The organism is Ornithinimicrobium cryptoxanthini (genome assembly GCF_023923205.1).
Classification (GTDB): domain Bacteria; phylum Actinomycetota; class Actinomycetes; order Actinomycetales; family Dermatophilaceae; genus Ornithinicoccus; species Ornithinicoccus cryptoxanthini.
The window spans coordinates 1889653-1902191 of sequence record NZ_CP099490.1; the positions used below are offsets into that span (position 1 = coordinate 1889653).

Sequence of the window (12539 nt, forward strand, 5' to 3'; positions counted from 1 at the left end):
GGCACGAGCGATAGCCTCGGCCGATGAGCACCGTGCGTCGAGACCAGCTCGCTGTCTCCTTTGCTGCCCTCGTGTGGATCGGTGGGACCCTCATCGGCACCGGTCTGGTCGGCGGCGGAGGCGTCGCGGAGCAGGGCGAGGGTCTCTTCTCCGACAGGGCCACTCTCATCGCGCCCGCTGGACCGGCCTTCTCGATCTGGTCGGTGATCTATGCCTTCCTCGCCGGTTATGTCATCTGGCAGTGGCTGCCGCGCAGTGCTGACGCCGCGTGGGCGACGCGCACCCGGCTCCCGGCGGCCGCATCGCTCGCGCTCAACGGAGTCTGGCTGCTCGTCGTCTTTGCGGGCTGGGTCCTGGTCTCCGTCCTCGTCATCGCCGGGATCGCAGTGTCACTCGGCGTCATCCTGGACCGGACCGCCGGCCTGCCGGACGGAGGATGGGGCCCGAGGATCTTCGTCTCAATCACCTTCGGCCTCTACCTCGGCTGGATCTGCGTGGCCACGTGCGCAAACGTGGCCATCTGGCTGGTCAGCCTCGGGGTCCCGACGGAGGGCCTCGGCGCCACCATCGCGACCGTCGCAGTCCTCCTTGTCGTCGTGGGACTGGCCGGGTTCCTCCTGACCCGCACGACCGACCACGCCTTGCGTGCCGCCTTTGCGGCGGCGCTCGTCTGGGGCGTCTCCTGGGTGGCCGCCGGTCGCCTCAGCGGTGAGCTGCGCCATGAGGTGGTCGGCTATTCTGCGGTGGCCGCTGCGGTCGTCATCACCGCGACCTGGGCTGTGCTGACCAGCAGGACTGCCCTGGGTCGCCCCTGACCTGACTCTGGTCACGACGGCGACCCCAGCCCGTGTCGTTTCGGTCTGCACCCGGACCCCGGGGGATCTAGCGTGGGGTCGTGCGGCACCCGACTGGGCGCACAACACACGGCAACCGTCAGGAGCGTTGATGACCGAGCATCACGACACGAGCCCCCATGACCCCGTGCGAGTCAGTGATGACCCGGCAGAGGTGGCCAAGGTGCACGAGATGATCTCCGGCATGGACATCGCGATGCTCACGACGGTCGACTCCAGCTCGAGCGAGGGCCGGCTGACCAGTCGCCCCCTGTCCACCCAGGTCGCCGAGGATGACGGTGACGTCCTGTTCCTCGTGCGCAGCAGCAGCGCGGCCGCGGCCGACGTCCGGGCGGACCCCAGGGTCAATGTCGCCTACTCCTCGATGAAGGCGTGGGTCTCACTCGCGGGCACGGCCTCGCTCGTCGAGGACCGGGCGCTGGTGGAGCAGCTCTGGTCGAAGGGAGCGGACTTGTTCATGGAGGGCGGCTCGGACAACCCGGACAACGTGGTGCTGCGAGTCTCGGCCGACACCGCCCACTACTGGGGCGGTGACTCCCTGTTGGGCACCGCGGTCAGCACGTTGAGGGCGGTCACGGGTCGGGACTCCGACGAGCCCTCCTCGACGGTCGTCGAGCTGCCCTGAGTCGGGGCTTGCGCCCCGAACAGGGCAGAGTGGGTCAGGTGAACCCGCTGACCGAGCTGCGCGCCTTCCTGCGCGCTGCTCTGGTGACCCCCGTCCCACGCGACCAGCGCGATCCTGCCCGGGTCCTGCGGCGTCGGCGATGGGCTGCGGGCGTCACCCTCGTGGCGGGCGCCGCAGTGCTGTGGTGGTCCCTGCAGCTGCGTCCGGGCGACCCACTGTTCTATGTCGGCACCGGGGCGCTCGCCGCGACCTGGCTGATCGGCGCGCTGGTCGCCGGACCGCTCTATCTCGGCCGCGCGCACACCCGGTCGGGCACGGGCTATGCCCGGCCCGTCGTGCAGTCCCTCGCGCTGGGCGGCTTGCTCCTCGCGATCTTTCTGGCAGGTGCCCTCCTGGTCGCCCAGGTGCCGGTGCTCCGCGGCCCGGTCGACGACCTGCTGGACCACGCCCGCTTTGGTTCGCTTGCGCTCGTCCTGCTCATCACCATGGTCAACGGGGTCGCGGAGGAGATCTTCTTCCGCGGCGCTCTGTATGCCGCCATCCCGCAACGTTGGACCGTTGCGATGACCACGGTCGTCTATGCCCTCACCACCATCGTCGTGGGGGTTCCGCTGCTGGTGCTCGCCGCGGCCTGCCTGGGGCTGGTGTGCGGCCTGCAGCGGAGGGTCACCGGGGGCGTACTCGGTCCGGTCATCACCCACGTCACGTGGTCGACCGGGATGCTCCTGCTCCTGCCACCCCTGCTCTCATCCCTGAGGTGATGTCGTCATGAACGCTCCGCGCACAGCCCTGGTCACGGGTGCCTCCGGCTATATCGGAGGACTCCTGGTCCCACGCCTGCTTGAGTCTGGGTATGCCGTGCGCGTCCTCACGCGCTCGGGTCACCTGGACGCCCCCTGGGCAGGAGACGTCGAGGTGTGCCAGGGCGACGCCGGTGACCCAGCGCACCTGCGCGAGGCCCTGCGGCAGGTCGACGTCGCCTACTATCTGATCCACTCCATGGACGGTGACGGGGACTTCGTGCGTCGCGACCGCGACCTGGCCGAGGGGTTCGGCCGGGCGGCCCGCGAGGAGTCGGTGGGACGGATCGTCTATCTGTCCGGGCTGCACCCCGACGGCGAGCTCTCGACGCACCTGTCCTCGCGTGTCGAGGTGGGGGAGCGATTGATCGCCTCCGGTGTGCCGACCGCGGTGCTGCAGGCTGCGACCGTGATCGGCCGCGGTTCGGCCAGTTTTGAGATGCTGCGCTATCTGACCTCACGGCTGCCGGCGATGGTGGCCCCGCAGTGGCTCGACAACCGCATCCAGCCGATCGGCATCGACGACGTGCTGCACTGGCTGGTGGCAGCAGCCGACCTGCCGCCCGAAGTTAGCCGCACCTTCGACATCGGTGGCCCGGACGTGCTCACCTATCGCGAGATGATGCAGCAGTTCGCCGAGGAGACCGGCCAGCGCCCACGCTTGATCCTGACTGTGCCCGTCATGACTCCCTGGCTCGCCAGCCACTGGGTCGGGCTGGTGACGCCGGTCGCTGCCGCTGTGGCCAAACCGCTGGTCGGCTCGCTGGTGCACGAGGTGGTCTGCCGCGAGGACGATCTGGAAGCGCTGGTGGGTGCACCACCCGGTGGGGTGACTGGCTACCGCGACGCGGTCCGGCGCGCGATGGAGGGCGTCGAGCCAGACCCGAGGCACGCGGTAGGCGTCGCGGCAGCAGTCGTGGGCCTCGCGGCGGCGGTCGCCGCCGGGCTGGCTGCCCGTGCGGTCCGACGATCCTGACGGGGACGGTGGGCCTCAGCTGGTAGGTGAGGCCTTCGAGTCGGACTCCGGGTACTTGCTGCGATAGAAGCCGACGATCGCGTCCACGACCTGCTCATAGGTCACCGTTCCGGTGTTGATCACGAGGTCGTAGTACTCATCCGTGTTCGGGTCCCACTGATAGAGGTTGCGGGACATCTCGGCACGGACGCGGTCCTCGACGGCGATCCGCGACTCTGCGTCCGACTGGCTCAAGCCGGTCTTGGACCTCACCCTCTCGATGCGCATCTTGAGTGGTGCGGTCAGCCGCACGTGCAGGCCGCCGACCGCGCGGCCGAGGACATAGGCTCCGTTGCGGCCCCGGATGACGGCGCCGTCCTCGGCGAACTTCAGCAGTTCCAGGCGGTTCTGCTCCGCGATGGAGTGGTCCTCGGCGTAGTCCAGGGCGCGTGCCATGTCCGCATCCTGGGTCCCGGTGTAGGACACGGTTCGCAGCCAGCGTTCAAAGCCACTGTCGGAGAACAGTGCCTGCGTGTCCACCTCGGCCACCTCATCGGAGCTGAACTTCTGAGGCACGTACTTGACCCCCAGCTTCGCGGCCACGGCAGGACCGATCTCCGAAGCGCCAGCACCTTCGAGCTCGAAGATGGTGACCACCGGCAAGATTCCCTCCTCGCGCGGGCGCAGCAGCAGGTTCCGTGCGTCACCGAGCTCTTCGATCACGACCCGGTCGGCCTCCACGCCGTACGCCGTGCTGACAGCGCCCTCCGAACGACGGGCGTTGAGATCGCGCACGATTTTCGTGTGGTCGTCGACGCTGAGGTTGTACCAGATCATGACCACGGTCGCGGCAACGGCCAGGAACGCGGGCAGCAAACCCGTGGCCAACCGAATGCCCTGCTCCGCTGTCGCGTCCTGCACATCCGCCTGGGCAACGTAGCCGTAGGCACCGATGAGAGCTGCGCCGGCCCAACCCCCGACGCCCTGGCCGGACTTCCGGATGAAGGAGAGGACGGAGTAGGACCCCCCCTCAGCACGCACCCCGGTCTTCCACTCGCCATAGTCGACTGTGTCCGCCTGCATGGAGAACATGAGGGCATTGGTGCCACCTGAGCCCAGGCCGAACAGGAACCAGGCGACGATGGCGATGGGTAGGTTGCCGTCGGGCACGAAGTAGATCAGCACGAAGGCAGAGATGGCGATCATGGCTGCGCCGATGTAGCCGTTCCGCTTCCCGTAGCGCGAGGTGATGCCGGGCACCAGGGAGGCCACAATGACCGTGCCGACTGTCTGGGCCAGCGCCAGGAAGGTGAACCAGCCGGCGTTGCCCAACACATAGCGCGCGTAGTAGAGGCCCACCGCATTCATCGTGAAGATCGCGGCGAGGAGGAAGAACGCCGCCAGGCACAGGACGATCAACGGCCTGTTGTGGCGAATCATCTTCAGGGTGCGCTTGAGGGAGATCTTGGTCGCGCTGCGCGGCACGACCTCCCTGGCGTTCTTGAAACAGATGAGGTAAAGGACGATGGCGACAATGCCCAGCGCGACCGTGGTCAGCGTGAACTGGAGCCGAACGTTGTCGCCGGTGGTGTCCTGGAACTGCGGAGCGACGATCGCAGAGAGCACAACGCCGGTCAGCGCGTTGGCGATCGACCGGGCACCCGACAGCTTCGACCGGTCGACGGAGTCCTGAGTCATGGCGGCGGACAACGACCCGTAGGGGATGTTGACGAACGAGTACGCCAGCTGGAAGAGCGCATCGAACAGGAAGATCCAGGCGATGGTGAGTGCGGGGCTGAGCCCGGCGGGGACACTGAACAGGAGGACGAAGACGATGGCGAGCGGCGTGCTGCCGAAGAGCAGCCAAGGACGCAGCCGGCCCCAGCGCGTGTTGATGCGGTCGACGGTCTGGCCTGCGATCAGGTCGGCGACGCCAGCCCAGATCTTGGTGACTCCGTAGATCGTGCCTGCGACGCCGGCCGACAGTCCCGCGATGTCCGTCATATAGACCATGAGGAACATCGACGTCATCATGAACGTCAGGTTGTTGGCGACGTCCCCGAGGGAGTAGGAGAAGACCTGGCCGCCCGAGAGGGTTCCCGTGTCCTTCGTGGGCTTCTTGGCCATTGCTCGTCCCCTCGTCAACGCCGTTGGCGGCAGATCACATCGGATGCGCTATCCAGACTCTAGGGCCAGGCGCGCCGCCCGGCCAGAGTTTCCTCAGGTGCGACCCGCAGGACACGGCGGCTCGCGTGCGGTTGACTGGAGGACAATGCCAGCGCCGTGAGAAAAGTGAGGATGCCATGTCCGATCGCCCTAGCTCAGAACAGCCCAGGATCGGCGCCCGATCGAAGGCGACCATCGAGGTCGACGGACTGGTCTTCCGTGACCTGGACGGCGACCAGCACCTGAGCCCCTATGAGGACTGGCGGTTGACCCCGCAGGAGCGGGCAGACGACCTGGTGTCTCGGATGACGCTCGACGAGAAGGCTGGCCTGATGCTCATCGACACGGTCAACGCCGGCTGGGGTGGCACCGTCACCGAGCTCGCCGAGGACTACATCGGCCGGGGTCACATGCGGCGCATCATCTTCCGCAATGTCGTGGCGGTGCCGGGGGAGGAGCGCCAGGGGGACGACAGCCACCCGTTCGTGGCCGGGTCGTCGGTCACGCCGGAGCAGGCCGCGTCGTTCCTGAACGCCGTGCAGGATCTGGCCGAGGGGAGCCGGCTGGGCATCCCGGTGCTGGCCAAGTCGAACGCCCGCAACCACATCGACCCGGACGCCCGCGCCGGCATCAATGAAAGTCACGGGGCGTTCAGCGGCTTCCCCAAGGAGGCCGGCCTGGCCGCTGCGGCACTGGGCGCGGACAGCATGGACCCGGTCGTGGCGTTCGCCGAGGTCATGGGCGCGGAGTGGCACGCTATCGGACTCCGCGGCATGTATGGCTACATGGTCGATCTCATCACCGAACCGCGGTGGTATCGCACCCACGAGTGCTTCAGCGAGGACGCTGCGCTCACCAGTCGGATCGTGACCGCTCTCCTGCAGACGTTGCAGGGGTCCGAGGTTGTCGACGGCTCGTCGCTGAACCCCACGACCGATGTCGCGTTGACCATCAAGCACTTTCCCGGCGGCGGCCCGCAGGAACGAGGGCTCGACCCCCACTACTCCTTCGGCAAGACCCAGGTCTACCCGGGAGACAACTTCGGCCAGCACCTGGAGCCGTTCCGGGCGGCGATCGCGGGCGGAGCGGCCGCGATCATGCCCTACTACGGGGTGCCGATGGGCGTCACCCACGACGGTGTGACCTATGACCAGATAGGCATGGCCTTCAGCGACGAGATCGTGACCGGACTGCTGCGTGACAGCCTGGGCTTCGCCGGCTACGTCAACTCCGACACCGGCATCGTCACCGACCGCGCCTGGGGGCTGGAAGAGGTGACGATCCCGCAGCGGGTCGCGGCCGCCATCAACTCCGGCACCGACACCCTGTCCGGCTTCCACGACATCACCGTCATCACCAGCCTGGTCGAGAGTGGCCTGGTCTCCCAGGAGCGTGTCGACCTCGCCGCAGTGCGGCTGCTTGTCCCGTTGTTCCGGATGGGACTGTTTGAGGACCCCTACGTGGAGGAGGAGGCGGCGAACGACATCCTGGCCACCCCCCGGCATACTGACGTCGCCCTCGACATCCAGCGCAAGTCCGTGGTGCTGCTCCAGAACCAGGATCGGGCCGACGGCTCCGGTCCGGCGCTCCCGCTGCAACCGGGGTCGACAGTGTTCGTCCTGGGCACGGTGGACACCGACGCGCTCACCGCACGCGGCTTCACGGTGGTCGACGGCAACGCCGAGGACCGGCCGAGCGCCGCGGGCGCTGACCACGTGCTGGTCAGTCTGAGCGCGCTCACCCTGGGGACGGGGGACTACCGCAGCGCCGACCCGAACTCGGGGATGCGCCCGGACAAGATCAGCCCCGTCGTCTTCCCCGGCGTCCGCGGGCTGGACGGCAAGAGCCCCTTCGGCGCGGCCGACGCAGGAGTGGCCTACGGCGCCCCGACCTGCACCGACGACGGGCTGCCGTTCGGCGGCCCGTTGCCGTGGGAGAGCGGGGTGCTGGACTTCTCCGGCATGGAGGAGGCCGAGTCGTGGAGCGTCCGGCCGTCCCTGCGCACCATCCAGGAGGTAATGCGTGAGGTCGACGACCCGACCAAGGTGGTGCTCGACGTCTACTTCCGGCAGCCGTTCGTGCTGGACCAGGGGAGTGGGCTGCGCGACGCGGGGGCGATCGTGGCGACCTTCGGCATCTCCGGCGAGGCACTGCTGGACGTGCTCACCGGCGCGTTCGCCCCACAGGGGCGGATGCCCTTCGCGCTCGCCGCGTCCTCGCTGGCCATCGAGGAGCAGTCCAGTGACCTGCCCGGCTACGACGACACGACCGACGGCGCGCTCTACGGGTTCGGGCACGGCCTCACGTTTTGAACGCGCGGGACGCCAGCGTCGATCAAGGAAGCCCAAGAGCGAGGTAACCTTGGTTCGTGAACCGAAAGTGGTTGACGTTCTAGTCCCACAAGTTTCTCGAACCTCGGTCCTCCATCTCGCCCGTCAAGCAAGCGCGGGCACCTGAGCGGCAACTGAGCTGACCTGGCCGTCAGTTCGACGGCCCCCACTGCTGGTTGCCTCGGCGCCGGCAGCGCTAGCGACGAAGGACGCGACACCACCCATGCGAATCGGACGAAACATTGACGTCAGACCACTCGGCGGCGGGCCAGGATGCCTAGCCATGATCATCTTCTCGGTCCTCGCCTCGGTCGTGCTCACCCTCGCCCTCAACCTCCTCCTGCGCTGACCGGGCCGTCTGCGCTAATGACCATTCTCAAAGGAAGTGCGTCAATGACTGCATTCGACCGAATCGTGCTCATCTTCAACCCGAAGAGCACTGGCCCAGCCCCGCAGCTGGCGCAGGAGCTGCACGACGAGCTGACCGCCCGGCTGCCTGACACCGAAGTTGCGATGTCGCCCACCCAGCACGCCGGTCACGGCCGCGACCTGGCGCGGGATGCAGCCTCCACGGGCAGGCCGTTGATCGTCTCGGTCAGTGGGGACGGTGGCTACAACGAGGTGGTCGACGGTGCGATGCAGGCGGGCAACGAGGAGGCGGTGTGCGCCGTGATGGCGGCCGGCAACGCCAACGACCACCGCAGGACCACGAGCGAGCGACCGTTGGCAGACGCGATTGTCAGGGGCGAGGTTCACCGCATCGACCTGCTGGCGCTGACCATCGGGACCGGTCCGGAGGCTCGGACCCAGTTCGCACACTCTTATATCGGAGTCGGACTGACCCCGGTCGTCGCCGTCGACCTCGAGAAGGGCAGCAAGGGCTCCTTGCGCGAGATCGTCTCCGTCGTGCGCACCTTCGCCCGGTTCCGGCCCTTCACGATCCAGCTGGAGGACGGCACCAAGCGCAGCTTCGACAGCCTGGTGCTCGCGAATATCGCCCAGATGGCCAAGCACGCCACCCTGAGTGAGAGCGGCAGCCCGGAAGATGGTCGGTTCGAGGTGGTCACGGTGCGGCACACCGCCAAGTGGCGCGTGCTTGGCGTCGCACTGAAGGCGGCCACCCGCGGGCTCGGCCCGCAACCTACTGCCACCCACTACGGCTTCACCACCCTCAAGCCGACCCCTGTGCAACTTGACGGCGAGGTCCTTGAGCTCGACGCCCAGACCACGGTCAGCATCGACATCGCCCCGCGCGCGCTGGCCACCATCACCTGAGCCCGGCTAGGCACCGACCGAGCTGCTCCTGGCACAGTGGGACCATGATCGACCAGCGACGGCAGATGGAAGGGCTCGCGAGGTCATGAGCGACCGGGTGCATGCCTGGGGCGCCAGGTTGCTGCAGAGCCGGACTTTTGTGCGAGCCCCCATCCCGCTGTTCCGCGCCGGCCTGGGGTTCCTCCTCACCAGGCGGCTGCTGATGCTTGAGCACGTGGGCCGCACCTCTGGACAGGCGAGGTATGTCGTCCTGGAAGTGGTGCGCGAGGAGCCACCGGACGCGTTTGTGGTCGCCTCGGGGTTTGGTCGCACCTCCCAGTGGTTCTGCAACGTGGTCGCCGAACCCAGGTGTCACGTGAGCATCGGGTTCACCCGACGGCGGTCGGCCACGGCCACTGTTCTGGGCACTGCGGAGAGCGAGGCTGCCCTGGCCGACTATCAGCAGGCGCACCCGGGCTCGTGGGAGGACCTGTCAGCCATCATCCGGAAGGCGACGGGGGAGGCTGACCCCGAGATCCCCCTCGTGCGGTTGCAGCTGCAGGCCGCGGGGAGCACCAGGTGACGCACCACAAGCAGGACGCGTCCGTCATACCCCCTCCCATCAGGTATGACGTGGCGCTGCGTGAGCGATTCGTCGCCAACCTGGCGGGACACCAGCGCAGGGTCGTCGATCTCGCCGGCCGTCGGCACGCTGCCGTCGCCCTGGTCCTGGTCGACTCGACGCCCGACTCGGCCATCGTCTGGGCACGACACGAGGACGGCAGGTCGGCTCGCGACGCCCGCCTCCCACACGAAGGGCTCCTCGCGGCGGCGGGAGGGGCCGCCTTCCTGTTGTGCCGCAGGCCTCTGGCGATGCGGCGGCACGCCGGGCAGTATGCCCTGCCGGGCGGTCGGCTGGAACCGGGGGAGGGGGCGGTCGAGGCCGCGCTGAGAGAGACCCACGAGGAGGTCGGGGCCGACCTTGGACCCGACCGGGTGCTCGGTCTGCTCGATGACTATGAAACCCGCTCCGGCTTCGTCATGACGCCGGTCGTCGTGTGGGGCGGGGGAGTGGATCTGCGACCTGACCCAGGAGAGGTGATGGCGGTCTTCCGGGTGGGCCTGCACCAGTTGCAGCGGTCCGACTCACCCCGGTTCGAGTCGATCCCCGAGAGCGACCGCCCGGTGGTCTCGGTGCCCCTGGGATCGACGGAGGTGCACGCCCCGACGGCGGCTGTCCTCGTGCAGCTGAACTGGCTGGGTCTGTTGGGGCGATCGGATCCGGTTCACGACTTCGACCAACCCGTGTTTGCCTGGCGCTGAGCCGCAACCCCGTGCCCGAGCCCGGAAACCTCTCGACAGCCTCCGTGGCCGATGCCACACTGCAGAGCGTGACCTCTCACCCACACCCGCCCATGGACGGCGACGAGACCAGCACCCTGCGCGGGTTTCTCGACCTCCACCGCGCGGTGCTGCGCGAGAAGTGCCAGGGCCTGACGTCCGAGCAGCTGGCCCAGACCCTCCCGCCATCGGACATGACGCTCGGTGGCCTGCTCAAGCACCTGGCGGTCGTCGAGTCGGGCTGGTTCTCGGAGGACTTCCTCGGGGGACCGCTGATCGCACCGTTCGACACCGTGGACTGGGAGGCGGACCGGGACTGGGAGTGGCACACCGCCCACCAGGACACCCCAGAACAGCTGCTGGGTCTGTATGACGCCGCGGTCGCTGAGTCCGAGCGCATCACCGACGAGGCGCTGGCAGCGGATGCCGGGCTCGACACCGTGGCCGCTCGCGACAGCCACGGCCAGCACCCCACCCTGCGCTGGATCCTGGTGCACATGATCGAGGAGTACGCCCAGCACAACGGGCACGCCGACCTGATCCGCGAGTCGATTGACGGCCGCACCGGGTTCTGAGCGGACCCTCCAACGGCGTCGCGCCGGCTCTCACTCGGCACGCATTCGCCTCACACCACCAGCCGCCTACGGCCCTTCGTCGCCCAGCCCGGCCTGCCGGGCGCGCAGGACGGCGTGCACCCGGTCCCGGATGTGCAGCTTGGCGAAGATGCTCGAGATGTGGTTGCCCACCGTCTTATGGCTGATCACCAGCGTCTCTGCGATGTCGCTGTTGCGTTGGCCGGCAGCGATGAGTCGCAGCACCTCGAGCTCCCGTGGGGTCAACCGGTCAAGCGAGGTGTCGCCCGGTGGTTCCGTCGCGACGTGGGTCGCGGGCGTCGGGGTGGGTGGGGCAGGAGCAGCCGGTTCCGCGCCGAACTGGTCAAGCACCCGCTGGGCCACCGGGGCGCCGAGGAGCGCCTCACCGCTGGCCACCGCCCGGATCGCGCGGACGAGATCGCCCCGCTCGGCGTCCTTGAGCACGTAGCCGCGCGCTCCCGCCTGGAGTGCGGCGAAGACCGAGGCATCGTCCTCGAGCATGGTGAGGACCACGACCCCCACCTCGGGGTGCCGCGCCCTGAGCTCTCTGGTCGCTGCGATGCCGCCGAGCCCGGGCATGTTGAGGTCCATCAGGACGACCTCCGGGCCGAGCTCGTCCACGAGTGCGATCGCCTCCTCGCCGCTGGCGGCCGACCCGACCAGGTCGAGGTCTGGTGCTCGCTGCAGCAGGCTGGCGACCCCTTCGCGGAAGAGCCGGTGGTCGTCGGCGAGCACGACGCGGATGACCGGCTCCACGCCCTCCGACCCGGTCACGCCGACACCACCTGGCTCGCCGGCTCGGCGGGCAGCCGGGCACTGACCAGGGTCCCCCCGCGTGGTGCGGGCGCCACCCTGAGCGCGCCGCCGAGCAGCTCGGCCCGGGACCGCATGCTGCCGATGCCGGCGCCGGACTCGCGCAGGTCCTCGGCGACACCCGCCCCGTCGTCCCGGATGGTCAGCGTGACCTCCTGGGTGGACAGCTCCAGGTCAATCTCGACCAGCTCGGCCCCTGCGTGCTTGGCGACGTTGACCAACGCCTCCTGGACGATCCGGAGCACGGCCACCTGCGTCGCGGCCGGCAGGCTGTTGAGGGCGTGGCTCGCGGTGAGTCGGACCTGCAGGGCCGACTCACTCGTGAAGCGGTCGCAGAGCTGGGTCAGGGCACCGACGAGGCCGAGCTGCGCGAGCTCTGCGGGATACAGGTCGTGCACGAGGCTGCGGATGTCGGCGGTGGCCTGACCGACGAGGGCATGAAGCTGCTCCAGGTCCGCAGTCAGCGCCGGCGTGGTCGGGGGCACGGTGTCCAGGCAGGCCTCGAGGCGCAGACGCATGCTGGCGAGGACCGGTCCGAGTCCGTCGTGAAGGTCCCGATGGATCCGCAGGCCGCTCCTCCTCCTGCGCGGCGCAGAGCGCACCCACCTCCTCCCCGCGGTGGGTCAGCGGGTGCACCACGGTGATGCCGCGCACCCCGACGAGCTCTGCGGCGTCGCCGACCTGCCCGTGCGGCGGCTGCTCACCGTGCGCTGCACCCAGGTGCAGCGCAGAGTCGTGGGCATACCAGATCTCCACCTGTGTCAGGTCGAGCGCGCGGGCGATCGTGCGCGCGATGGTCGGCAGCACC

The 12539-nt window shown here is 68.7% G+C and carries 12 protein-coding genes and 1 pseudogene; 9 read left to right on the plus strand and 4 right to left on the minus strand.

What is annotated here, in order from left to right; all coding sequences use genetic code 11:
* The first annotated feature begins 23 nt into the window (after positions 1–23).
* The 4 genes from NF557_RS08720 (at position 24) to NF557_RS08735 (ending at position 3255) form a co-directional block, all read left to right on the plus strand.
* The gene (locus NF557_RS08720; RefSeq protein ID WP_252618810.1) at positions 24–815 is read left to right on the plus strand and encodes a TspO/MBR family protein; all 792 of its coding nucleotides are present in this window, start codon (positions 24–26) and stop codon (positions 813–815) included.
* 130 nt (positions 816–945) lie between these two features.
* A complete protein-coding gene (locus tag NF557_RS08725; protein ID WP_252618811.1) occupies positions 946–1479 on the plus strand; it encodes a pyridoxamine 5'-phosphate oxidase family protein in 534 nt (177 codons plus the stop codon).
* Positions 1480–1517: 38 nt separating this feature from the next.
* Positions 1518–2240: a CPBP family intramembrane glutamic endopeptidase gene (locus tag NF557_RS08730; RefSeq protein WP_252618812.1), complete on the plus strand. Its 723-nt coding sequence runs from the start codon at positions 1518–1520 to the stop codon at positions 2238–2240.
* Between the two features lie 7 nt (positions 2241–2247).
* Positions 2248–3255 carry an NAD(P)H-binding protein gene (locus tag NF557_RS08735; RefSeq protein WP_252618813.1) on the plus strand — a complete coding sequence of 336 codons (1008 nt, stop codon included), beginning with the start codon at positions 2248–2250 and terminating at the stop codon, positions 3253–3255.
* A 15-nt stretch (positions 3256–3270) separates the two neighbouring features.
* Here the strand turns inward: NF557_RS08735 and NF557_RS08740 are convergent, their stop codons facing one another.
* A complete protein-coding gene (locus tag NF557_RS08740) occupies positions 3271–5361 on the minus strand; it encodes a cytidylate kinase family protein (protein ID WP_252618815.1) in 2091 nt (696 codons plus the stop codon).
* A gap of 176 nt (positions 5362–5537) precedes the next feature.
* On the opposite strand from NF557_RS08740, the gene NF557_RS08745 reads away from it, so the two are divergent.
* The 5 genes from NF557_RS08745 (at position 5538) to NF557_RS08765 (ending at position 10900) form a co-directional block, all read left to right on the plus strand.
* The gene (locus NF557_RS08745; protein WP_252618816.1) at positions 5538–7712 is read left to right on the plus strand and encodes a glycoside hydrolase family 3 protein; all 2175 of its coding nucleotides are present in this window, start codon (positions 5538–5540) and stop codon (positions 7710–7712) included.
* 411 nt (positions 7713–8123) lie between these two features.
* Positions 8124–9005, plus strand: coding sequence for a diacylglycerol/lipid kinase family protein (locus NF557_RS08750; protein ID WP_252618818.1), 882 nt, complete (start codon positions 8124–8126; stop codon positions 9003–9005).
* An 85-nt stretch (positions 9006–9090) separates the two neighbouring features.
* Positions 9091–9567 carry a nitroreductase family deazaflavin-dependent oxidoreductase gene (locus NF557_RS08755; RefSeq protein ID WP_252618819.1) on the plus strand — a complete coding sequence of 159 codons (477 nt, stop codon included), beginning with the start codon at positions 9091–9093 and terminating at the stop codon, positions 9565–9567.
* Positions 9564–10307, plus strand: a complete 744-nt coding sequence (locus tag NF557_RS08760) for an NUDIX hydrolase (protein ID WP_252618821.1) — start codon at positions 9564–9566, stop codon at positions 10305–10307. Before NF557_RS08755 ends, NF557_RS08760 begins: the two co-directional genes overlap by 4 nt.
* Before the next feature lie 68 nt (positions 10308–10375).
* The gene (locus tag NF557_RS08765) at positions 10376–10900 is read left to right on the plus strand and encodes a DinB family protein (RefSeq protein WP_342454476.1); all 525 of its coding nucleotides are present in this window, start codon (positions 10376–10378) and stop codon (positions 10898–10900) included.
* 66 nt (positions 10901–10966) lie between these two features.
* Here NF557_RS08765 and NF557_RS08770 read toward each other — a convergent pair whose 3' ends face one another.
* The 3 genes and pseudogenes from NF557_RS08770 to NF557_RS17810 form a co-directional block, all read right to left on the minus strand.
* On the minus strand, positions 10967–11692 hold the full coding sequence (locus tag NF557_RS08770; RefSeq protein WP_252618822.1) for a response regulator: 726 nt from the start codon (positions 11690–11692) through the stop codon (positions 10967–10969).
* Entirely contained in the window at positions 11689–12129 is a 441-nt protein-coding gene (locus NF557_RS08775; RefSeq protein ID WP_252618823.1) for a sensor histidine kinase, read from the minus strand. Before NF557_RS08775 ends, NF557_RS08770 begins: the two co-directional genes overlap by 4 nt.
* Positions 12130–12162: 33 nt before the next feature.
* Positions 12163–12249: pseudogene (locus NF557_RS17810) on the minus strand (hypothetical protein); the annotation flags it as partial.
* Positions 12250–12539 lie beyond the last annotated feature (290 nt).

Coding starts and splice junctions, on each gene's coding strand:
- NF557_RS08750 (WP_252618818.1), top strand. CDS start 8,124: ATGACTGCATTCGACCGAATCGTGCTCATCTTCAACCCGAAGAGCACT.
- NF557_RS08745 (WP_252618816.1), top strand. CDS start 5,538: ATGTCCGATCGCCCTAGCTCAGAACAGCCCAGGATCGGCGCCCGATCG.
- NF557_RS08725 (WP_252618811.1), top strand. CDS start 946: ATGACCGAGCATCACGACACGAGCCCCCATGACCCCGTGCGAGTCAGT.
- NF557_RS08755 (WP_252618819.1), top strand. CDS start 9,091: ATGAGCGACCGGGTGCATGCCTGGGGCGCCAGGTTGCTGCAGAGCCGG.
- NF557_RS08740 (WP_252618815.1), bottom strand. CDS start 5,361: ATGGCCAAGAAGCCCACGAAGGACACGGGAACCCTCTCGGGCGGCCAG.
- NF557_RS08720 (WP_252618810.1), top strand. CDS start 24: ATGAGCACCGTGCGTCGAGACCAGCTCGCTGTCTCCTTTGCTGCCCTC.
- NF557_RS08735 (WP_252618813.1), top strand. CDS start 2,248: ATGAACGCTCCGCGCACAGCCCTGGTCACGGGTGCCTCCGGCTATATC.